Source organism: Flavobacterium sp., from assembly GCF_043720215.1.
Taxonomy (GTDB): Bacteria; Bacteroidota; Bacteroidia; order Flavobacteriales; family Flavobacteriaceae; genus Flavobacterium.
This window is the reverse complement of record NZ_JAYSSZ010000067.1, coordinates 19,934-43,079: the sequence shown is the minus strand read 5'-3', so window position 1 is coordinate 43,079 and position 23,146 is coordinate 19,934. Positions and strand designations below refer to the sequence as shown.

Below are 23,146 nucleotides of genomic sequence, written 5' to 3'. Positions count from 1 at the left end.
CCACTTTCCATCAAGGTTTTTACCGAATGTTGCGTTGGCTTTGTTTTTAATTCTCCCGCTGCAGCTAAGTAAGGCACTAACGTTAAGTGAATTACAATTCCGTTATTTTCGCCTAATTCCCAAACCAGTTGACGTACAGATTCGATGTATGGTAATGATTCTATGTCCCCTACTGTTCCTCCAATTTCTGTAATTACTATATCATAATCGCCTGATTTTCCTAGTAATTGCATGCGTTCTTTAATCTCATTTGTAATATGAGGAACAACTTGAACGGTTTTACCTAAAAATTCGCCACGACGTTCTTTTTCGATAACCGAAAGATAAACTCTTCCCGTTGTTACATTATTTGCTTGAGATGTTGGAACATTTAAAAAACGCTCGTAATGCCCTAAATCTAAGTCGGTTTCTGCTCCATCATCTGTTACATAACATTCGCCATGTTCGTACGGATTTAGTGTTCCAGGATCGACATTTATATAAGGATCGAACTTTTGTATGGTTGTCCTATAACCTCTTGCTTGTAATAATTTTGCTAACGATGCGGCAATAATTCCTTTTCCTAAAGAAGAAGTAACGCCTCCAGTAACAAAAATATATTTTGTTTGATTCATTGTGTTGTGTTGTTGTAGTTGTGTAAAAAAACGTGGCAAAAGTACAATTATTAATTGATAATTAGCAATGGAAAATTGACAATTACTAGTTAATTTTCAATACTTTTTTTGGTAAAAATTTCTAATTATTCAAAATTAATTTTTTATATTTGAAATCTAACCAACCAAAAAAACAAATATTATGAACAAAAAAACAATTTCAATCATTAGCTATATTACCATTATAGGATGGGTAATTGCATTTATTATGTATGGCAATAATCCTGAAAAATCCTCTTTGGCAAAATTTCATTTAAAACAATCCTTTGGATTAGCACTTTTAGGAATTTTAAATTTTATTATTGAAGGTGTTGTGGTAAGTTTTGCTCCTTCTGCAAGTATTTTATTTACAATTATTGGTCTTGGAATATTTGTTCTTTGGATAATTGGTATTGTAAATGCCGTAAATGAAGAAGAAAAACCAGTTCCGTTAGTTGGAAATTTATTTGTTGATAAATTTGATTTTATTAAGTAAATTTATAATTTTAAAACGCAAAATCCTGTCTTAAAAATAAGACAGGATTTTTTTATGGTTTTGGGTATTTCTTTTTTATGTTTCTAATTAGTTCTTCTAAACCGTTTAGTTTGAGTTCATATATTAATTTGAGCTGTTCTCCCAATTCTCCTTTTGGAAAACCTTTATTACTGTACCAAACAATATAATATTCTGGAATATCTATAAGAAAATAGCCCTCGTATTTACCAAAAGGCATTTTAGTGTGAGCTAATTTGATGAGTTGTTTTTGATTTGTGTCCAAAGTTTAATGTCTTATACTATTTCCAATTTATAGTAATATCCTTTTCAATATCTGGATTTAAGCTTAATAAAACAGGACAATTCATAGCTGTTCTTTCTAGAATAATTTTTGTTTTTTCATTGACTGAAATCGGGATATTCATGATGATTTCTATTCTAGCAATTTTTCTAGGTTCGGCTTGCATAATTTTAATAACTTCGATAGTAGTTCCTACTAAATCGACATTCAAATCTCTTGCTTTTATTGCCATGATAGTCATCATACAACTTCCTGTAGCATTGGCAACTAAATCGGTTGGTGAGAATGCTTCTCCTTTCCCGTTATTATCTATTGGTGCATCCGAAAGAATTTCGGTTCCCGATTGTATGTGAACAGATGATGTTCTTAAATCGCCTAAATAAGTTATTTTTGATGTCATTATTTTGCTTCTTTTATGGTTAAATCTGTATCGTAAAATAAGATATAAACGCCTTTGTTTGTATAACCTCCATCTGGATTTTGTTTGTAGTAAAACCTGTTTTCAATTTGTTCTGTTGCTGAATCATTTAGTGTTTCAGTTATGGATTTTTCTTGTGCCAAACGCAATAAAACATCAAAAGTGACATCGAAACCACGAGTTGCAAACTGATTGGGAAGGATTCTATTTTTCTTTTTGAACGTATTCTCGAAAATAGTTGCTTCGTCCGAATCGTTTACACGAGTAAGTGATGGATAATGCATTTTTAACTTGGTTAATCGAGTCATCGAAATTTCCTCATAATCTAAAGCATCATTTTCTCCTAAAATCACTAATTTTACATCATAACTGGACAACAAACCTGATAAAGTATTGGTTATACTCAAAATAAGGTTTGTTTTTTCGGTTTCCATAATGACAAAATTGGTTTTGTCTTTTATTAAAAGAGATTTCAATTTTTCTATGTCTAGACTTCCTTTTTCGGTAAATTCGGCAAAAATTACATCTTTATGATTCTCTGAAATATATTGCTTTATTGCAGCTTTCTTCGGATCTACAATGGCAATTATATTTCCGCTTTTTGCTCGCATAAAATCGAACATGGCATTTTTTATATCGTCTGAAGATGGTGTTGCTTGAACTAAATTTGGAAATTTTTTATCATAATCTTTAGACAATGGCGAAATTACTGGTACATTATTCTCACTTAATAAACTAGCTGTTTTTTCGACATTATTTTGGTAAAATGGACCAATAATCGCATCGAAAGTTTTTAGATTATTATCTTGAACTAAGCTTGTTACATTAGAAGTTGATTTGGTTTCATTAGAATCTAAGATAGTCACATCTACATTTAATCCCATTTTTCGGACAGAATCAATCGCCATTAAAGAGCCTGAATAAAAGTCAAGCGTCATATTCAAGAATTTATCTTTTTTGAGTCGAGCTTTGGTCGAATTGATTGTATCTTGATCTAGCTTTGTCAAATTAAATGGAAGTAAAATAGCTAGTTTTTTGTTTGTTCCGCTTCGGATGCTTTTGGTTAAATCTTTGTATTCTTTTTTAACGACTAAAGCTGATGATTTTATAGGAACTTTGATAGACATTCCTTCTATCACACCATCTTTTAACTCTGGATTTAATGCTACTAATTCTTCTTGTGTTACTTCAAATTGATTTGAAATACTATATAACGTTTCCTTAGGTTTTATTATATACAAACTCTCTAATGGCTTTGGAACTGATACAGGAGTAACGATTGGTTTTGTTTCTACGACAGATTTTTCTCCACTTATATAAAGTTTATAACCTATTGGCAATTCAATATTTACAATTTCAGGATTTTGCTTTTCTAATTGTTCGATGGTAATTCCGTATTGCTTTGCGATAGCGTATTTTGTTTCTTTAGGCTGAACCTGGTGGTAAACAGAAGTTTTACTAGCATTCGGTTTCGGTGTTTCAATAGGATTTGACTTTCCTTTTGCTGGAATAACTAAAATAGTTCCTATTTTCATCCCTTCTTTTAGCACTTCGACATTCGCTTTTTCTATATCTGAAATAGAAACATTATATAATTTAGACAAACTATACAAGGTTTCCTTAGCTAAAACAGTATGCTTTTTTGCATTATTAGTTGAAATAGTTTCCGTTTTTTGTTTGGTTTTATTAGGAATCAATAAAACTGTATTTTCTGAGACTCCTTGTTGTGCATCAGGATTTAGTTTGTATATATCTAAAGGAGTTACGTTATATTTTTTGGCAATTTCAGGTATCGTTTCTCCTTTTTGCACTTTGTGTTTTATCAAATTTGTTGATTGTGCCAATGAAATATTGGTTCCAAAAAACAAAAAGCATGCGATATATATAAGGTATTTCATGTCGTAAATTTGTATAGTATTTAACTAAAAACGTGCCGTTTTATTATTCTTTTTGAATTTGAACAATAAACATATTTTTATAAAGAGGATTTTCCTTCTTTATATTATATTCAAAAAGAGATTCGTCAGCATTTTTTAATTTTTTAGTAAAAACATAATATTTGAATATATTAATATTATAAAAAAATCCTGTATTTACCTCGCCTAAATCCGTAAGTTGTTTTGCAAAAGCGTCTCTTGGTCCAGCTTCTGGAAAAGCATCTGCAATAAGATAAAAACCCTCTTCTACATCTTTTAGGTTATTGAGAACTTCAATTTTCACTGCTTTATTTTCGTTGTAATCCTTGTCTTTTAGTGATTTTCTAATTTCTTCGGCAGATGGTTTTTTCTGAGAATTACTAGCCAAATTTTTGTTGGTTTCTAAAGCATTTTTCTGATATCTTTTTAGTTTTGCTTGTGCTAATTTATCATCATAATCTCTAGCTTCTGAGCTATAAAAAGTAGCTTTAGATATTCTGCGTTTTAACTCCGCATTTTTTTCTACGCCAAGTGAATCTATTTTTGTAAACAATTGTTTGTTACGCTTCTCGTTTTCTTCTTGTTTGGTTTGAATCTTTTTTATCACTTCTAGCAATTCAACATCTTCTTTAGGATTGTTTTTTATTTTCTGGTTTTCGTTTACCTTTTTCTTGTATTCGTGATTTTCTTGCAAATTAATACGTTGCACTTTATTCATTAATCCAGTATATATTTTTCTGTTATCTGCTAAATCTTTTTTAAGATCCATTAACATTTCGTTTGTTTGTCCTATATTTTTATAAGAATCTCTTTCTGCTTTTTTAGATTCTTCTAAGTCATCAATGTCTTTATTTTTAAGCATTTCAAGATCATCACCCATTGTCACTACAAGTGAATCTAGCTTTGAGATTAATATCTCTTGAATATTTTTATTGGCTTCCAAAACCAGTTTCAGTTTTTGAGCAGAACCTCCTTTAGTTTCATCAATTTCATTAAGATTGACTTTTAATGAATTGACTTTTAAAACTTTTTGATTCATTTGTTTCTGAACAATTAGTTTGTCTTGCAAATCTTCAATTTCGACAGTTTTAGCTTTATTTTTCTCAATAGCAGCTTGTTTTTCTGCCAGAGCAATCATGAGTTCTTCGTTGTCGTTTTTTGGTTTTATTTGCTTTACATTAATAGCTAATTTATTGCCTTCTATTAACCCATTTATAATTTCAGGATTTTGTGTTTCTAATTGTTCGATAGAAATAGCATACTTTTTTGCAATTGAATATTTTGTTTCTTTTGGTTCAACAATATGAAAAATTGTTTCTGTATTAATAATTCTAGCTTGACCGTTTAATGTTTTCTTCTTGTTTGGAATAACAATATTTTCACCAATTTGCAATCCGTCTTTTAGGACATCTGTATTAGAATTATCTAAATCCTGCACCGAAACATTATATTGTCTAGCAATACTAAAAAGTGTTTCTTTAGCTTGTACTTGATGATTGTTTTTATTTCCAGAAATAGTAGAAATTGCTCTAACTTTGATTGCTTCAGGGATAATTAATGTTTGTCCTTCTTGCAAACCTAGCTTGAGTACTTCTTCGTTTGTTTTTTCTAAATTTTCGACATCAACATTATATTGCTTAGAGATACTATATAGTGTTTCTTTCGATAAGACTAAATGTTTTATTTGAGAATTTACAATTGGAGTATCTGCTTTTTTTAAATTATAAGAAATAGACAGATTATTAGGTACAATTATAATCTGATTTTCTTGAACACCATTCTCAGTGCCAGGATTCACTTTGTAAATATCCGATGGAGTAATATTATATGCTTTTGCAATTTGAAAAATATTTTCTCCTTTTGTCACTTTATGAGTGAGTGTTTTTTCTTGTTGTGCAGAAACAAAATTTGAAATACATAAAAATAATACCACTAAATACTTCATAAGATAAGATTTGTTTAAAAAAATAAGTCATTACAAAGTTATCCAATGTAATGACTTATCATAATTTATTTTAACATTTTTGATTATCGAATCCATTCATCGATAAAAAACAGGTTTTCATCTAAAAAAACTATTCCCATTCGATAGTTGCAGGTGGTTTCGAGCTAATGTCATACACAACCCTATTTACACCTTTCACTTTATTAATAATATCATTTGAGACTTTCATCAAGAATTCATAAGGAAGATGTACCCAGTCGGCAGTCATTCCGTCGGTCGATTCTACTGCTCTCAGGGCAACCACTTTTTCGTAAGTACGCTCATCGCCCATAACTCCAACACTATTTACTGGAAGCAAAATGGCTCCTGCTTGCCAAACCTTATCATATAATCCATGTTCTTTTAATCCATTAATAAAAACAGCATCTACATCTTGTAAAATTTGAACTTTTTCAGGCGTAATATCTCCCAGAATACGAATAGATAATCCTGGTCCAGGAAACGGATGTCTTCCTAATAATTCAGCATCAATTCCTAAAGTTGCTCCTACTCTACGCACTTCATCTTTAAAAAGCATACGCAAAGGTTCTACAATTTGTAATTTCATATAATCAGGCAAACCACCTACATTATGATGTGATTTGATTGTTGCTGATGGTCCTTTTACAGAAATCGATTCAATTACATCTGGATAAATTGTTCCTTGAGCCAACCATTTTACATCTTCTATAATTTTTGATTCATCATCAAAAACTTCTATAAAAACTCGTCCAATAGTTTTACGTTTGGTTTCAGGATCAGAAATTCCTGCTAGTTCAGAAAGAAATCTATCACCAGCATCAACACCTTTTACATTCAAACCCATTCCTTTGTATTGATCTAATACATTTTGGAATTCGTTTTTTCTTAACAATCCGTTATTCACGAAAATACAATATAAGTTTTTACCAATGGCTTGATGCAATAAAACCGCTGCTACTGTCGAATCGACTCCACCTGAAAGTCCTAAAACTACTTTGTCATCTTGTAGTTTTTCTTTCAATTCCGTTATCATTTCTTCCACAAAAGCGTTAGGCGTAAAGTTTTGAGGAACTTCTGCTATTTTTACCAAGAAATTCTCTAACATTTGCTTACCATCGGTCGAGTGATATACTTCTGGATGGTATTGTATTGCATAAGTTGTTTCGCCTTCTATTCTGTAAACTGCATTTTCCACATCGTTTGTACTTGCTAATTTGATTCCGTTTGTAGGCAAATTTTTTATTGAATCGCTATGGGACATCCAAACTTGTGAATTGAGATTTACATTCTCAAAGAAGGTTTCATTTTCTTTAATATAAGTCAAATTCGCGCGACCATATTCACGAGTATTCGATGCGGCTACTTCTCCACCAGAAAAATGAGCTAAATATTGAGCTCCATAGCATACGGCCAGCAATGGCAATTTGCCTCGAATTTGTGATAAATCTGGATGCAAAGCTTCCTCGGAACGAACCGAAAATGGGCTTCCACCAAGAATTACAGCTTTATAACTGGATAAATCCGAAGGGATTTTATCGAATGGAAAAATTTCGCAGAATATATTTAATTCGCGAACTCGACGGGCAATAAGTTGTGTGTATTGTGACCCGAAATCTAAAATTAGTACGTTGTGTTGCATGTGCAAAAATAGACATTTTTACAAAATTTGAAAGTTTAATCGCAGGTTTTTATCTTTAAATTATTTAAAAAAAGAGTTTGGCTCTTTAATCAAAGTCAAACTCTTTTTAATAAAATTCACACAACTTTTAGGATTTTTTTAAACTACTAATTTTCCAGAAGCTTACATCTTACTTTTTAGATATTTTTTATAGCCAAAGTAACCTAAAACCGCAATTAATGCTATTCCCCATAATTGAACTATAAATGCAATAATTCCTTCTAACATAAACCAACCTGTTTTAAGACTCTCCCATATTTGCAAACCAATATTAGGTCTATACGCATTGATGCTTTTCTCATTAGCAACCATTTCTTGTTTTACAGTTTCTCGCTGGTAAATTTGCAAAGTAAGTGTGCTAAAATTCACTTGATCTTTTAAGGATAAATTTTCGAGTTTATGTATGTCTTTTTGCAATTTTTTATCATCTAGATGGTCTTCGGCATCAATAATATTGTTGAGTTTTTTTCCTTTAGTATCAATCGCTTTTTCAATTCTTTTTTCAGAATTTTCGCTTCTATTTTGAGCCATTTCGTTAGACAACATTTGCAAAGTAACATCATCAGCTTTTATAACTCTAAAATCTAGAAAATCAATTTGCTTAGCTATGCTTTTTATTACTGTGTCTAATCTAGTATTTGGAACTCGAATTGTAATGTTATTTTCGACAGTAAACCTAGTCGTAACCAGCGTGCTATCTTGGCTCACTTTTGTTTCTACTTTATCAGACACATTACTCTGAAGATTTGTATAAGTTACAAATCCACCAAATTGTGTAGTTGCATCTTCAATGGCGTAGGTCGATTTGGATACATTTTTTACTTTAAACTTAATGTCTGCCGTTCTAATAACTTTTCGCTTAGAGTTCATGGGTTCGACAGCCGCCGATGAAGAAGTTGCCGATTTTGCTTCAGTAGTTACAGATTCTTCCATTACTGCTGCAGATTCTTCGGTTGTTGGTGCTTCGGCAGCACGATCTTTGCAAGAAAAGGCAATTGCAACTAGCAGTAATGCCAAACCGATTGTTGGAGTTTTTTTCATAAATTTCATATTTAATATTAATTGAGGTTACAGTTTTTAAAAAATGCTAATAAGGTAGTTTTCAATCAAATATTTAATATGAATTTATTTGTTAATATATAATTCTAATTCGTATAAAAACTGTGCCAAAAACTTTGATTCATTAGTCAGAAAATGTTGTAATTTTGTTAAATATTCATTTTCGATTTGAGAACATCTATTTTTAAGGATTTACAAGATCCAATTTTATTCAAAAAGCAACTTTTGGCTTGGGGGAATCAGTTTAGAGAAGTCGTTTTTCTAGACAGTAATAATTATCCTGATACATATTCGAGTTATGATTGTGTTTGTGCAGTTGATGCATTCACATCAATAAAAACAGACTATCACAATGTTTTTGAGGATTTAAAACAATACCAGTCGCAAACTCGTGATTGGCTTTTTGGTTATTTATCTTATGATTTAAAAAATGATACCGAAGATTTGGTTTCAAACAATCAAGATGGCTTACATTTTCCTGATTTATTTTTTTTTCAACCTAAAAAACTTTTTTTGTTAAAAGGAAATCAATTAGAAATTTGTTACTTAAATATGTGTGATGATGAGGTTGAGTTCGATTTTGAAAATATTAGATTTCAGATTTTAGATTTCAGATTTCAGATTGCCAATCTTAAAATTGAACAACAAATTTCTAAAGAAAAATATTTAGAAAAAGTTAGTGAAATATTAACTCATATTCATCGTGGAGATATTTATGAAGCAAATTTTTGTATGGAGTTTTTTGCTAAAAACACTGAAATTAATCCAATAGAAATATACCATAAACTAAATGCTATTTCAGAGCCTCCATTTGCTGTATATTTTAAAAACAATACTAATTATTTGTTATCGGCTTCACCTGAACGCTATTTAAAAAAGGAAGGAACAAAAGTTATTTCGCAGCCTATAAAAGGAACATCAAAGCGTTTTTCTGATACTATTAAAGATGAAAAATCGAAACTAGAATTATCACAAAATACTAAAGAACGGTCTGAAAATATTATGATTGTAGATTTAGTTCGAAATGATTTATCGCATACTGCTACAAAAGGATCCGTTCAAGTTTCAGCATTGTGCGAGATTCATACTTTCAAACAAGTGCATCAAATGATTTCGACAATTATTTCAGAAGTTTTGCATACAACTTCGCCAGTAGATATTATAAAATCAACATTCCCAATGGGTAGTATGACTGGTGCTCCCAAAATTTCTGCCATGAAAATTATTGAAGATTTAGAAGAAACAAAACGTGGATTATACAGTGGAGCAATAGGTTATTTTACTCCTACTGGCAATTTCGATTTTAATGTGGTTATTAGAAGTATTTTGTATAATTCTGATGAAAAATATGTTTCTTTTTCCGTTGGAAGTGCAATTACAGCAGCATCTAATCCTGAAAATGAATATGAAGAGTGCTTATTGAAAGCTGTAGCGATGTTAAGTGTTTTAAAAAACAGCTAATTACATAATTACTTTAAAAAGAAATGCAGCTAACAAACCACCTATTATTGGTGCCACAACAGGAATCCAACTGTAACCCCAATCGCTGGTTCCTTTGTTTTTTATAGGCAAAATAGCATGCATAATTCGTGGGCCTAAATCTCTCGCAGGATTTATTGCATAACCTGTACTTCCTCCTAGAGATAGTCCAATTCCTAAAACTAATAAGGCTACTGGCAAAGCATTTAATGTTCCTAACGAGGTTTCTGATGAGGTCATAAATAACACTCCAAAAACTAATACAAATGCCCCTATAATCTCAGAAAGAACATTATAAAATGTATTTCTAATAGCTGGTTCTGTACAAAAAGTAGCTTTTATCAATCCAGCATCTTCGGTTTCGTCATAATGGTTTTTATGCATACAATATACAATTATTGATCCAATCATAGCACCTAAAAATTGCCCCGCAATATACATGGGCACTTCATTCCATGGGAAATTATTAAAACTAGCCAATGCTATAGTAACAACAGGATTTAAATGTGCTCCACTACCATGAGAAGCAATATAAACTCCACAAAAAACTGCAATTGCCCAGCCAAATGTAATAACCATCCAGCCACTATTATTGCCTTTTGTTTTTGCTAAAACAACATTGGCAACAACACCGTTTCCTAATATAATCATTATCATTGTTCCTAGTAATTCTGCTAAAAATGGACTCATAATTGTTTGTTTTTTTAATGAATTAAATAATTGTTTGCTAAAATATTAAATTCTTCTAATTGTTGTTGTTTCCAAGTTGTTGTTTTGTCATTAGTTTTAATAAAAATATCAGCAATTATTGGTGCAGTTTCTATTGCGGCTTTTGCATCTATAAATAATAATCTAATTCGTCTAGCTAAAATATCTTCTATTGTTTGCGCCATTTCATTCTGGATAAACCAAACTACTTCTGCTTTTGTATACGGATAATTTGGGTGGAGTATTTCGGCTAATGAATTATCTGCTTTAATTAATTCTTGTATATAAATTACATCCGAACCATAAATTGAAAGATGTGAATTTAATATCTTTTCTGACCAGCCATGAATCTTCAAATGCTTTGTTTTACAACTCACAAAATCTAATCCTGCAAACTGAATGGCTTTATCTATTGTGTGTTCAGCCATGCTTCGATAAGTAGTCCATTTTCCTCCAGTAACGTGAATAAGTCCAGAAGGTAAAACTTTGATAACATGATCACGAGGCATAACTTTTGTAGCATTTTTGTTTTCTACTTTTGCCAAAGGTCGTAAACCAACAAAAACACTTTTTACATCACTATATTTTATATCTGAAGTTGTATATCTATTGAAATGACTTATTACAAAATCTATTTCTTCTTGCAAAGCTTTTGGTTCGGTTGAAACTTTTTTTATTGGTGTGTCTGTTGTTCCTAAAATAAGTTTATCGTGCCACGGGATTACAAATAGAATACGTCCGTCATCTGTTTTTGGAATCATCATCGCAGTATTTCCTGCAAAAAAGTGCTTTTCTACTACTAAATGTATTCCTTGTGATGGTGCAATTGTCTTTTGGAAATTTCCTTCGGCAAGTTGCAATACATCGTCAGCAAAAACACCTGTTGCATTTATAATTGCTTTGCCTTTTATACTGATTTCTTTTCCTGTAAAAGTGTCTTTCGCAGTAACTCCAATAATTTTATTTTCTGATTTTATAAAATTTGAAACTCCAAAATAATTAATAATAGTTGCTCCATTTTCGATAGCAGTTTGGGCTAGATTTATTGCTAATCGACTATCATCAAATTGTCCATCAAAATAAAGAACACCACCCGATAGATTATTTTGTGAAACATCTGGCAAGTAACTTAATGTTTTTGATTTTGATAAAAATTTAGTTGCGCCTAGACTTAATTTTCCAGAAAGTGATTCATAAATCCATAATCCAATTCCATAATACCATTTTTGGTACCATTTGTAAGATGGCATAACAAATGATAAAGTTTTACAAACATGTGGTGCATTTTTGAGTAATCTTCCTCTCTCTAGAAGTGCTTCACGAACCAAACGAATATTACCTTGTGCCAAATAACGCACACCACCATGAACAAGCTTTGTGGCTCTAGAAGATGTTCCTTTAGCAAAATCATGTTTTTCTAACAAAAGTGTTTTATAGCCACGAGTAGCAGCATCTATAGCACAACCCAAACCTGTTGCACCACCACCAATAATGATGATATCATACTCTGAATTTTGTTCTAATTTTCTTAGTTGCTCTTCTCTTTTCATTATGCTATTGAAACCGTTGCTTGAATTGCTTTTTGCCAACCATTAATCAAATTATTTCTATCTAAATCAGATATTTCTGAGGTGAATACTTTTTCGATTTGCCATTGTTCTTGTATTTCATCTACAGATTTCCAGAAACCAACTGCTAAACCTGCTAAATATGCTGCTCCAAGTGCTGTAATTTCAGTTACTACCGGACGAATAACTTTAGTATCAAGAACATTGGCTTGAAACTGCATCAATAAATTATTTTTTGTAGCTCCACCATCAACACGTAACACTTTGATACTAATACCGCTATCAGCCTCCATAGCCTTTAACACATCCATTGTTTGATAAGCTATGCTTTCGAGTGCGGCTCGTGCAATATGAGATGAATTACTTCCTCGAGTTAGTCCAGTTATGGTTCCTCGAGCATGTTGATTCCAATGAGGAGCACCAAGTCCTGCAAATGCTGGCACAACATAAACTCCGTCGGTAGTTTCGACTTTTTGAGCTAATGATTCTATTTCATCCGATGATTTTATGATTCCAAGTCCGTCACGAAGCCATTGCACAACTGCTCCTGCTATGAAAACACTACCTTCGAGGGCATAATGAGTTTTTCCTTTTATTCTCCAAGCAACTGTTGTCAGCAAATTATTATATGACGGAATCATTTTTTCACCAGTATTCATCAGCATAAAACAACCTGTTCCGTAAGTGTTTTTTACCATTCCTGGTTGTGTGCACAATTGTCCAAATAATGCAGCTTGTTGATCTCCAACAATTCCTGAAATAGGAATCTCTGTTTTTTCATCAAGGATATTTGTGTATCCGTAAACTTCGCTACTACTACATATTTTTGGTAATATTGAACTTGGTACATTTAGAATTTCTAGTAACTCATTATCCCATTCGCAATTAGAAATATTGCAAAGCATGGTTCGGCTAGCGTTACTAACATCGGTTGCGTGAACTTTTCCATTAGTCAATTTCCAAAGTAACCATGTATCTATTGTACCAAAACACAATTCTCCATTTGCAGCTTTCTCTCTTGCTCCAGCTACATTATCTAGTATCCATCTTACTTTTGTTCCACTAAAATAAGCATCGACAACTAATCCTGTTTTTTGCTGTATCGTTTTGTCTACTCCTTTTGCATTAAGTTCATCACAAAAAGATGCAGTTCGTCTATCTTGCCAAACAATAGCATTATATATTGGTTCTCCTGTATTTTTGTCCCAAATAACTGTTGTCTCTCTCTGGTTTGTGATACCAATTGCTGCAATCTCTAAAACTGAAATATTAGCAGATTTTATTACTTCATGAATAGTAGCGACTTGTGTTTCCCAAATTTCCATCGGGTTGTGTTCTACCCATGCTGGTTGAGGAAAAATTTGATCGAATTCCTTTTGAGCTGTTGCTATTACGTTTCCATTTTTATCAAATAAAATTGAGCGACTGCTCGTCGTTCCTTGGTCTAAGGAGAGAATGTATTTTAACATAAGTTGGTTTTGGTTTGGTAATCTTTCAAAGATAAAAAAGTTAGTTAACAAAATTAAATTCAAAAAACTTAAATTTCAAAAAATTGAATTACTATTAATACTATTTCTATTTTTAGAAATGATTACCTTTGTTAAAATTGATTTTTCTGTATGCAAACTGATATTTCTACTCTAGAACCTAAAAAAAATATTATTATAAAAGGTGCTCAAATTCATAATTTGAAAAACCTTGATGTTGCGATACCTCGTAATAAATTAGTCGTTATTACGGGTTTATCAGGTTCAGGAAAATCTAGCTTAGCTTTTGATACTTTGTATGCCGAAGGTCAACGCCGGTATGTAGAAAGTCTGTCATCTTATGCGAGACAATTTTTAGGACGATTAGACAAGCCAAAAGTAGAATATATAAAAGGTATTGCTCCTGCAATTGCAATTGAGCAGAAAGTTAATACTACTAATGCTCGTTCAACAGTTGGAACTTCTACAGAAATATACGATTATCTAAAATTATTATATGCAAGAATTGGGAAAACTATTTCACCTCTTTCTGGTCTTGAAGTTAAAAAAAATACAGTTTCTGATGTTATAAACGACATAAAAACATTCGATTTAGATAGCAAATGGTTGCTCCTTGCTCCTATTCATTTGGAAGAAGGTCGCAAACTAGAAGACAAGCTTAAAGTACTATTACAGCAAGGTTTTGCAAGAATTTTAGTTACTAATGAAATGATACGTTTGGATGAAATTGACCAACATTCATTAGATAATAAAGATATACTTTTAGTTATTGATAGAATAGTTGTACGGCCTGAAACTTCTGGAGAGGAAGATTTCTTTAATAGACTAGCAGATTCTGTGCAAACCGCTTTTTATGAAGGCAAAGGAATTTGTTCGTTACATGAAGTAAATTCAGATAAAAAATATACATACAGTTCAAATTTTGAATTAGATGGAATGTCTTTTCTAGAACCCAATGTTCATTTATTCAGTTTCAATAATCCTTATGGAGCTTGCCCTGTTTGCGAAGGTTACGGAAATATTATTGGTATTGACGAAGAATTAGTGATTCCAAATACTGCCTTATCTGTTTATGAAAATGCTATATTTCCTTGGCGTGGCGAAAGTATGGGTTGGTTTCGTGACGAATTAGTGAACAACAGTCATAAGTTCGATTTCCCTATACACAAGCCTTATTTTCAACTGACTGATGAACAGAAAGATTTGGTTTGGAAAGGAAATAATTATTTTCAAGGGCTTAATAACTTTTTCAAAGAGCTAGAAGAAAAAAACTATAAAATACAAAATCGCGTCATGCTTTCTCGTTATCGAGGAAAAACAAAATGTCATGCTTGCAAAGGAAAAAGACTTCGTCAAGAAGTTTATAATATAAAAATAAATGGAAAAACACTTCCTGAATTAGTCGATTTACCAATAAAAAATACAATCCAGTTTTTTGCAGGGATGGAATTGTCTGAATACGATACGAAAGTTGCTAAGCGACTACTCATAGAAATAAACAGCCGATTGTCATTTTTGCAAGAAGTTGGTTTAGATTATTTAACCTTAAATAGAAACTCAGCTACATTATCTGGTGGAGAATCACAACGAATTAACTTGGCAACATCCCTAGGAAGTAGCTTAGTAGGTTCTATGTATATTCTAGACGAACCAAGTATTGGTTTACATCCAAAAGATACCGAAAGGCTAATCAAAGTATTGCTTTCACTTCGTGATTTAGGAAATACTGTAATTGTGGTCGAACACGATGAGGATATTATGAAAGCCGCCGATATGATTATTGATATTGGTCCAGAAGCAGGAACTTTTGGTGGAGAACTCGTTGCGCAAGGCACTTTTGATGAAATATTGAAATCATCATCATTAACAGCAAAATATTTAAACGGAGATTTAGAAATTTCAGTGCCAAAAACCAGACGAAAATCCTCTACTTATATCGAAATATTAGGTGCTCGTGAGAATAATTTACAAAATGTAGATGTTAAGTTTCCGTTAGAAATGCTTACGGTAATTACAGGCGTTTCGGGTTCAGGAAAAAGTACTTTGGTTAAGAAAATACTTTTTCCAGCGATGCAAAAAAAGATTGATGGCGTGGGCGAAAAAGCTGGTCAGTTTACTGAAATGCGTGGTTTTTATCACAAAATCCATCATATCGAATATGTAGATCAAAACCCAATTGGAAGAAGTTCCCGTTCTAATCCAGTAACTTATATCAAAGCTTACGATGATATTCGAGAGTTGTATGCCAAAGAAAAACTCTCTAAAAATCGCGGTTATCAAGCCAAACATTTTTCGTTTAATGTTGATGGTGGTCGTTGCGAAACCTGCAAAGGAGAAGGATCTATCAATGTTGAGATGGTTTTCATGGCAGATGTCTCTTTGCCTTGTGAAACTTGCAACGGCAAACGTTTCAAAAAAGAAGTGCTTGAAGTTACTTTTGAAGGAAAAAATATCGATAATATTCTGACGATGACTATCGACGAGGCGTTAACCTTTTTTATTGACACAAAACAAACTAAAATTTCGCAAAAATTACAGCCTTTGCAAGATGTTGGTTTGGGATATGTGCAATTAGGACAATCATCATCGACACTTTCTGGTGGCGAAGCACAAAGAATAAAACTCGCTACTTTTTTAGTAAAAGGCGCGACCAAAGAAAAAGCTTTATTTGTTTTTGATGAACCAACAACGGGATTACATTTTCATGATATTCAGAAATTACTCAAATCGTTTAATGCTTTAATCGAAAAAGGGCATTCTATTATTGTTATCGAACACAATCTAGACATGATAAAATGTGCAGATTGGGTTATCGATCTTGGTCCTGAAGGAGGCGAAAATGGTGGACAAATACTTGCTGAAGGAACTCCAGAAGAAATTGCAAAAAATAAAAAATCAGTTACAGGAAAATATTTGAAGGAGAAGTTGTAAATAACTAGATTTTTTTACCACAGATTCAAAGATTAATAAAAGATTTTAATTTATAAAAATGACACTGATTTTATAATATATCTGAATTTGTGAAATTGGGTTCACTGATTATATATTTTTTTAAAATCAGTGAATCTGTGGGAAAAATATAATTATTCTATTACAATTTTCTTACTTATTTTTTTCTCACCAGCATTTAGTATTGCTAAATAAAGTCCTTTAATAAGGCTAGTAATATTTATTTTTTCTAACTGATTAGGATTTGTAATCGTTTTTTCTAAAACTACTTTCCCATTTATATCTATCAATGAAAATTGATATTCTTTTTCAGTTAATGTCCCTAAATTAATATTAATGAAATCTTTAGTCGGATTTGGGAAAAAACTCACTTGAAAATCAGAATTAAAATCTTCATTAGACAAGGCTGTACTTGCAATTGCGAAATGTTGTAAAGCACCAACTCCTGCTTTTGTAACATTATAAACATATACTGGATCCATATTAACTAATAAATCGTTAGCAGTATGGGCATGGGTAGTTTCATTTTTTTCAAAAAAACCTGTTATTACTTCATTATTTTCTTCAAACGGCATATAATCGGAAGAGTAAGCAGCTGCTAATGTTGTACTTAACGAAGAATACAATCCTACACAAGTAATCAACTCATTTGTTTTAGTATTAGAAAGTGCATTATTTGTTGCAGGATTTCCCATATCACGTTCGCAAACAATATTATTATTAGTCATTCCTGCTATACCTCCTACTTCATCAATATTAAAAACCAATCTAATATTCATCTTAGGAACAGTACTATTTACAACATCAGATACAAAATGTTGGCTTCCATACAATCCGTCTTCTTCTCCAGAAAAATGTATGAATTTTATAGAATATTCTGTCGGGATATTTTGTAATAATCGAGCCATTTCAAGCAATACAGTTGTACCACTTCCATTATCATTTGTACCGGAACCGTTTATAGAATCATAGTGTGCACAAACAATTACAAAAATATTAGGATATAATGTTCCAACTTTTGTAACCACTAGATTTTTTACTGTTACAGGAGAACCAGAATAAGTATAAGGATCTTCTACAATTTGTGTTGAAGTATATCCATAACTACCATACTTGGTATTTAGCCAATTTAACGTATTGGTTAATGCTGATGTACCGCGCCTTTTCATACCAAATCCCTCAAAGTCAGTAAGGTTTGATGTAACATTAGTTTGAGAAACTTGGTTGGCAATATCTGCATAAGCTTGCACGAAAGTTTGTGCAAAAAGACCATTAATGGTAAATAAAAAAATAATTATAAACTTCTGCGTAATTGTTTTCATAATAATTAGTAGGCTTTGGGTTTAGCAAATATACAAAAAATATGTGTAAAAATAAACAATAAATATTCAGTTTTAACAGTTTAATTATCAATTATTTAAATAAAAATCAATATTAAACATAATGTACTTTTAATTTTTGGCACGCAAATTGGTTATACCTATACAACAAGTAAAATTCTTGTTCGAGAAAGCCGAAAATCGAAAGAGTAAGCAAACTATTAAATTATTGTATCATGAAAAAAATTACTCTTTTAGTAGCCAGCATCTTCCTGGTAGGAAGTATGGCAAATGCGTCAGAAAATCCTGTATTTTCTGACAATACAACAATAGCGAGATTTAGCTTCGAGGAGCCTATATCATTTACTGAGCGAGGAATTGAGTTTTTTGTATTCCCAAATGGTGAATTCGATTTTAATACTCGACCAGATGATTCTCATGGTGATTACCACTACAAATCAGCAGGAAAAAGAGTGACTATTGAAGTGAACCGAAGACCTGAAAATTACGGAGTTCGTATCGAGCACGATGCTTTTGGTAGAGTTCGTAGAGTAGGAAACACTTTCATTAACTACGATTTTAACGATAGAGTAAGTAGAATTGGGACTGTATATATGCGATACAATCGTTTTGCTCTTTCTCAAGTGGGTGGACTACAAATTATATACAACCGTAGAGGCGAAATTGTAGATATTTTCGGAACTGTAAAAAGATATTCTGGATATTCAAATACTCACGGAAACGGACACAATGGTTACACAAATAATAATGGTAACTACAGCAACGAATCTTCAAATCAAGACGATTACTACTATTACAAAACTGATGGTACTAAAGCAAAAATTGAAGATCGTGAAGAAGAAAAAAGAGAAGAAAAGAAATAATTTTTAGGCTGGTTACCTATAAATTTGGTTAGGTTGGTTTGTTTACAAAGCTCCACTCGTTAGCAATAACAGTGGAGCTTTTATTTTTTTTTAGGAGCTAATCCAGCTGTACACTCTATCTTTTCCTTGCTAAAGGAGCAAGAAAAAGGATGCCGTTTCCATCTGGGCTAGGATATTCGAGCCTTTTTCATGATTGCAGTAACAACCTGATTAAACTCTTCCGAAATTTTTAGTTTATAATTTACAAAAACATAAAAAATAGTAATCAAAAGCGATTTAAAACCAATATTTACAATGGGATGAAAAGGAAAATCCCAGAAATAAAATAACAAAAAACAAACCGTCAAAATCCCTAACGAATACAAAGTTCGCATCGTAAACGGATACAAATTCATTTTCCTAACCACATAAATAAGTTTGATTGTATTGTATATCATCACGGTTAGTAAGGTAGCAAATGCGGAACCTTCAATTCCATACTTCGGAATAAAAATCATATTCAAAACAATCATCAAAAAAACGGTGAAAATCCCAAACAATAAAACTGTTCTATAATACTTTGTATTTACAATAATCGAATTGTTATTTCCTAGAAGTGCATCATAAAATTTTGACAATCCAATCATAAAAACTACCCAAATTCCGCCACTATAATCTTTTGGAATTATCTGATACAATTCTTTAATATTCAAAAAGATAAGCATCATAATAAATCCGCCTATAACTTGCAGATTGATAGCACTTTTTTTGTACAAATCATTCAGCTCATCATGTTTGTATTCAATCATTAATTTGGCTGTAATTGGAGCCACAATTTGTGTCATAGCACGACTTGGCACAACAATTACGGTCGATATAAATATGGCAACTGCATATAAACTGTTATTGCTAACATGCATATAATGCGGAATCATAACTTTATCAAAATCGACCAACATTACAGCGATACCACCAGAAACAATGATAAAAAAAGAATACTGAACAATATCTTTTAAATTCTCTGGGATTACGAATCTAAAAACAGGCATTTTTACAGAAAACGCATAAATTTTCATTGCTAGAAGCTGTACAAAATAAGCAAGAACAAGACAATAAACAAAAGTATCTTTTGTAATCCAATCAAAATGAACAGCAAATAATAAACTCATAACAATCAACCTAACAAACACTTCACTTATTAAATTTCCAATTACCGATTGCATGTGGACTTTTACCCAAGCATAAAAAATCTCGAAATAAGCCATAAACAAGCCTACGATTGGAATTGTCCAGAAAAATGGTCTCAAAGTGGGGTTTTCAACTACCCAGATGGCTGAAATTTGTTCGTAAAAAATATAAAAAATTACACCAAATGGAACAGCCAAAGCCAAAGGCAAGAATAACATAAAAGTTAAAAATTCTTCTTTTTCTTTCTCTGTTTTATAATGCGAAAAAAATCTAATTAACGTATTTTGAGCCCCAAAAGCCATGATTGGCATCATAATATTAGCAAACGAAAGTACCGTAGCCACAATTCCGTAATGCAATTTTCCGAGAAAAGTAGTGTACAAAAACAACGCATTAATTGCTCCAATCCCGAATCCGAAAAAGGTAATGATGGTGTTTTTTATAGATTGACTTTGTACTATTCCCATTTTTAAAATTTATGCTTTATTTTTCCCATTTTACAAGTTCCGTTTTAATTGCAACATCATTTTCATTTAAATAAATAACAAGATTAACCGTTTTAATCGGGTCAATATCAAATCCAAAATCAGTTACAATATTTTGAACAATAATTTTATTATTCTCTTCTTCCAAGACTTCTAATTTTCCAAATAAATCTTCTAACTCTTGAATATTCTTACCAATTATAATTTTTTTTGATAATAAATCATCAATCATAAATTCTCGATAATCATAAAAAACGTCCTCTTTCACATTCCATTTTGCTTTGTCAAAAGGAATTTTATTTGAACAAGAAAACAATAGAAAGCAAGATAAAATTAAAATGTATTTCATAATTATTTTAGCATTTTCGCCAATTTATCCGTCAAAATTTTTCTGGAATATTGTTGTAATCCAACTGGATAAACTTTTAGATTTTGCTCTAAAAACAATTGAAAATAAGTTGAAATTTGACTTTTTAATCGTTCTTTTTCTTTGTATGTAAAGAAAACTCCCGTATTAGTTGAAGTGATAATTTCAGCAAAATCGGAATCTTTTGGACCAATAGCAAGTATCGGTCTTTCAGACACCATATATTCAAATAATTTTCCTGGAATGATACTTTTAGTCTCAGCAGAATCTATCTCAATTAGCACTAAAACCTGTGATTTCCTTTGATGTTCAATCGCTTCAATATGGAAAACATAGCCCAAATTATTTACATAAGAATTTAGATTAAAAGCTTCAATAGTATCTAAAATTTCTTGACTCACTTTTCCTATCAGTTTCAACTGAAAAGATTGAGCAAATAATTCGTTTTCTGTAATTAATTCCTGCAAAGATTCCCATAGAATAATAGGATTTCTGTCCGATAAAAAAGAGCCAATGTGCGCTAAAGTAAATTTTTCGTCTAGTACTTGTTTAGATACATTTTCAACATCATAACCATTGGTAATTACTTCGATTGGTTTTTGAGTAATCTGTTGGAATTCTGCTTTTGTAGTTTTACTAGTTACAATAATAGTATCGGCTGAATTCAGTACTTTTCGTTCTAATTCTTTATGTTTTTTTTGAGTATAAGTAGATAGTTTTAGAGCAGAATGATAGCCAATAGTTGTCCAAGGATCCCGAAAATCAGCGAACCATTTTATATTCAAATTTTGCTTTAATTTCAAACCAATTAAATGCAAACTGTGTGGTGGTCCAGAAGTAATTATGGTGTCAATATTGTTTTCTTGAATATATTTTTTTAGGTATTTAACTGACGGTTTTACCCATAAAAATCTAGCATCAGGAATAAACAAATTACCTCGAATCCAAAGCAATATTTTTTGCAAAAAAGTTTGTTTTTTCTGATTCGGAATAATCCCAGAACTAATTCCTTTTGTACTTTTTTTGGAGAAAACTGAAGCCAATTGGTAAGGTTCAAAAATGTGATTTTTTAGGACAATTGCTTTATCCGAAACCTCATTAACCAAACCTTCATCTACAATTGGATACGTTGGATTTTCAGGAACATAAACTATCGGCTGAATGTTATAATCGGGTAAATATTTTACAAATTTTAACCATCGCTGCACACCTGGCCCTCCAGCTGGCGGCCAATAATAGGTTATTATTAGTACTTTTTTCATAATGCTTTGGCAATTGTAAGTCCAAACCAAGTAGCCATTAATCCTAAGAAAACACTCAAGCTAATATATAAAAAAGGTATTAGAATTTGATTGGTTTGCAGCAATTGTACATTTTCATGAGAAAAAGTCGAGAATGTAGTATAACCACCACAAAGTCCGGTAATTAAAAAGAATTTTAAATCCTGAGAAATCGCATTTTGTTTTTCTAAATAGCCAAAAAATAATCCGATGAGTAAACAACCTACAATGTTAGTCACAAAAGTGGCATACGGAAAATTAGATTGTACATACTTATTCATAACCACAGAAGTTAAGTAACGCAAAACGCTACCCAAACCACCACCAAGTGCTATGTATAATAAGTTTTTCAAACTATTTCTCTGGATTATTTAATTTGTTTAGTTCTTCGATATCTAAAATATCTTTTTTTCTGTTGGTTGCTTTTTTAGCAATAATTAAGTTGTCGTAATCTATGAATTTTACTGGAACATCATCAATCATAACAACGGTAGCAGATTCTAATAAAGTGTCAAATGGTTTGTCTTCTAAGCCTTTTACACTTGTCATTATATCTAATCTTAAACCATAACTTAAAGTAAAATCGGTCCAACCAGGAATAAATTGCATGGTTTCGATTGATTCAAAATCTCCCAAACCAATTTCTATAAAAGCATGTCGCAAATTGATACGATTTTCTTTAGTGTCATCTAAATAAATATCAATATCTCCTGTAGCTCTATTGTATCCATATATATTAACAGCAAATCCTCCAATGGTAATGTAACGAACATTGAATTGAAAAAAATATTTCCAAATATCTACTATTTGTTGATTCATTTAGTTTTGAATTGTACTTTTTTGGCAGTTTTCAACATATAAGTAACTTCTAAAATAGCAAATAACCTTTCTAATCTTTCTAGATATGAAAGTTTTTTTATTTCATCTAATCTTTTATTCTCTAAAGATTTAGGATCGCCGTAATTTAGTTTGCTACTTCTCATTTTT

21 protein-coding genes are annotated in these 23,146 nt (G+C 31.5%); 4 read left to right on the top strand and 17 right to left on the bottom strand.

Translation table 11 applies throughout. The features are described 5' to 3' along the window. The coding region (locus ACHZC3_RS03080; protein ID WP_394758412.1) for a CTP synthase at positions 1-614 on the bottom strand (614 nt) is incomplete at its 3' end. A gap of 181 nt (positions 615-795) precedes the next feature. On the opposite strand from ACHZC3_RS03080, the gene ACHZC3_RS03075 reads away from it, so the two are divergent. After that, the gene (locus ACHZC3_RS03075; RefSeq protein ID WP_394758411.1) at positions 796-1,128 is read left to right on the top strand and encodes a DUF4870 domain-containing protein; all 333 of its coding nucleotides are present in this window, start codon (positions 796-798) and stop codon (positions 1,126-1,128) included. A gap of 52 nt (positions 1,129-1,180) precedes the next feature. Here ACHZC3_RS03075 and ACHZC3_RS03070 read toward each other — a convergent pair whose 3' ends face one another. The 6 genes from ACHZC3_RS03070 to ACHZC3_RS03045 form a co-directional block, all read right to left on the bottom strand. Next, complete coding sequence (locus tag ACHZC3_RS03070) at positions 1,181-1,411, bottom strand: DUF3820 family protein (RefSeq protein WP_348076065.1); 231 nt, start codon at positions 1,409-1,411, stop codon at positions 1,181-1,183. A gap of 16 nt (positions 1,412-1,427) precedes the next feature. Then, the gene (locus ACHZC3_RS03065) at positions 1,428-1,829 is read right to left on the bottom strand and encodes an OsmC family protein (protein WP_394758410.1); all 402 of its coding nucleotides are present in this window, start codon (positions 1,827-1,829) and stop codon (positions 1,428-1,430) included. Next, a complete protein-coding gene (locus ACHZC3_RS03060) occupies positions 1,829-3,745 on the bottom strand; it encodes a LysM peptidoglycan-binding domain-containing protein (RefSeq protein WP_394758409.1) in 1,917 nt (638 codons plus the stop codon). Before ACHZC3_RS03060 ends, ACHZC3_RS03065 begins: the two co-directional genes overlap by 1 nt. A 43-nt stretch (positions 3,746-3,788) precedes the next feature. Then, a complete protein-coding gene (locus ACHZC3_RS03055; RefSeq protein ID WP_394758408.1) occupies positions 3,789-5,708 on the bottom strand; it encodes a LysM peptidoglycan-binding domain-containing protein in 1,920 nt (639 codons plus the stop codon). 130 nt (positions 5,709-5,838) lie between these two features. Further along, entirely contained in the window at positions 5,839-7,368 is a 1,530-nt protein-coding gene (gene guaA / locus ACHZC3_RS03050; RefSeq protein ID WP_394758407.1) for a glutamine-hydrolyzing GMP synthase, read from the bottom strand. A gap of 162 nt (positions 7,369-7,530) precedes the next feature. Continuing rightward, entirely contained in the window at positions 7,531-8,448 is a 918-nt protein-coding gene (locus ACHZC3_RS03045) for a DUF4349 domain-containing protein (protein ID WP_394758406.1), read from the bottom strand. A gap of 186 nt (positions 8,449-8,634) precedes the next feature. Here ACHZC3_RS03045 and ACHZC3_RS03040 point away from each other — a divergent pair, with 186 nt between their 5' ends. Continuing rightward, the gene (locus ACHZC3_RS03040) at positions 8,635-9,927 is read left to right on the top strand and encodes an anthranilate synthase component I family protein (protein WP_394758405.1); all 1,293 of its coding nucleotides are present in this window, start codon (positions 8,635-8,637) and stop codon (positions 9,925-9,927) included. Here the strand turns inward: ACHZC3_RS03040 and ACHZC3_RS03035 are convergent, their stop codons facing one another. Genes ACHZC3_RS03035 through glpK form a run of 3 tightly spaced genes read right to left on the bottom strand, consistent with a single transcriptional unit; the run spans position 9,928 to position 13,690 of the window. Beyond that, complete coding sequence (locus tag ACHZC3_RS03035; RefSeq protein WP_394758404.1) at positions 9,928-10,635, bottom strand: MIP/aquaporin family protein; 708 nt, start codon at positions 10,633-10,635, stop codon at positions 9,928-9,930. A 14-nt stretch (positions 10,636-10,649) separates the two neighbouring features. Further along, positions 10,650-12,203: a glycerol-3-phosphate dehydrogenase/oxidase gene (locus ACHZC3_RS03030; RefSeq protein WP_394758403.1), complete on the bottom strand. Its 1,554-nt coding sequence runs from the start codon at positions 12,201-12,203 to the stop codon at positions 10,650-10,652. Beyond that, complete coding sequence (glpK, locus tag ACHZC3_RS03025; protein ID WP_394758402.1) at positions 12,203-13,690, bottom strand: glycerol kinase GlpK; 1,488 nt, start codon at positions 13,688-13,690, stop codon at positions 12,203-12,205. The genes ACHZC3_RS03030 and glpK overlap by 1 nt, the downstream gene beginning before the upstream one ends. 150 nt (positions 13,691-13,840) lie before the next feature. On the opposite strand from glpK, the gene uvrA reads away from it, so the two are divergent. Next, positions 13,841-16,639 (top strand): excinuclease ABC subunit UvrA, encoded by a 2,799-nt coding sequence (uvrA, locus tag ACHZC3_RS03020; protein WP_394758401.1) that lies wholly within the window; start codon positions 13,841-13,843, stop codon positions 16,637-16,639. A gap of 152 nt (positions 16,640-16,791) precedes the next feature. On the opposite strand, the gene ACHZC3_RS03015 is transcribed toward uvrA, so the two are convergent. Then, positions 16,792-17,979, bottom strand: coding sequence for a M28 family peptidase (locus ACHZC3_RS03015; protein ID WP_394758400.1), 1,188 nt, complete (start codon positions 17,977-17,979; stop codon positions 16,792-16,794). Positions 17,980-18,212: 233 nt separating this feature from the next. Between ACHZC3_RS03015 and ACHZC3_RS03010 the strand changes: the two genes are divergently transcribed. After that, positions 18,213-18,860 (top strand): hypothetical protein, encoded by a 648-nt coding sequence (locus ACHZC3_RS03010; protein ID WP_394758399.1) that lies wholly within the window; start codon positions 18,213-18,215, stop codon positions 18,858-18,860. Positions 18,861-19,027: 167 nt separating this feature from the next. Here the strand turns inward: ACHZC3_RS03010 and ACHZC3_RS03005 are convergent, their stop codons facing one another. From ACHZC3_RS03005 to ACHZC3_RS02980, 6 genes are read right to left on the bottom strand one after another with little or no spacing between them, the layout of a single operon-like run. Beyond that, entirely contained in the window at positions 19,028-20,494 is a 1,467-nt protein-coding gene (locus tag ACHZC3_RS03005; protein ID WP_394758398.1) for a lipopolysaccharide biosynthesis protein, read from the bottom strand. 16 nt (positions 20,495-20,510) lie between these two features. Continuing rightward, positions 20,511-20,861, bottom strand: a complete 351-nt coding sequence (locus ACHZC3_RS03000; RefSeq protein ID WP_394758397.1) for a hypothetical protein — start codon at positions 20,859-20,861, stop codon at positions 20,511-20,513. A gap of 2 nt (positions 20,862-20,863) precedes the next feature. Beyond that, positions 20,864-22,141, bottom strand: a complete 1,278-nt coding sequence (locus ACHZC3_RS02995) for a glycosyltransferase family 4 protein (protein WP_394758396.1) — start codon at positions 22,139-22,141, stop codon at positions 20,864-20,866. After that, complete coding sequence (gene crcB / locus ACHZC3_RS02990; RefSeq protein ID WP_394758395.1) at positions 22,138-22,512, bottom strand: fluoride efflux transporter CrcB; 375 nt, start codon at positions 22,510-22,512, stop codon at positions 22,138-22,140. The genes ACHZC3_RS02995 and crcB overlap by 4 nt, the downstream gene beginning before the upstream one ends. Position 22,513: 1 nt before the next feature. Further along, positions 22,514-22,978: a nucleotidyltransferase gene (locus tag ACHZC3_RS02985; protein WP_394758394.1), complete on the bottom strand. Its 465-nt coding sequence runs from the start codon at positions 22,976-22,978 to the stop codon at positions 22,514-22,516. Then, entirely contained in the window at positions 22,975-23,142 is a 168-nt protein-coding gene (locus ACHZC3_RS02980) for a hypothetical protein (protein ID WP_394758393.1), read from the bottom strand. Before ACHZC3_RS02980 ends, ACHZC3_RS02985 begins: the two co-directional genes overlap by 4 nt. Positions 23,143-23,146: the final 4 nt, after the last annotated feature.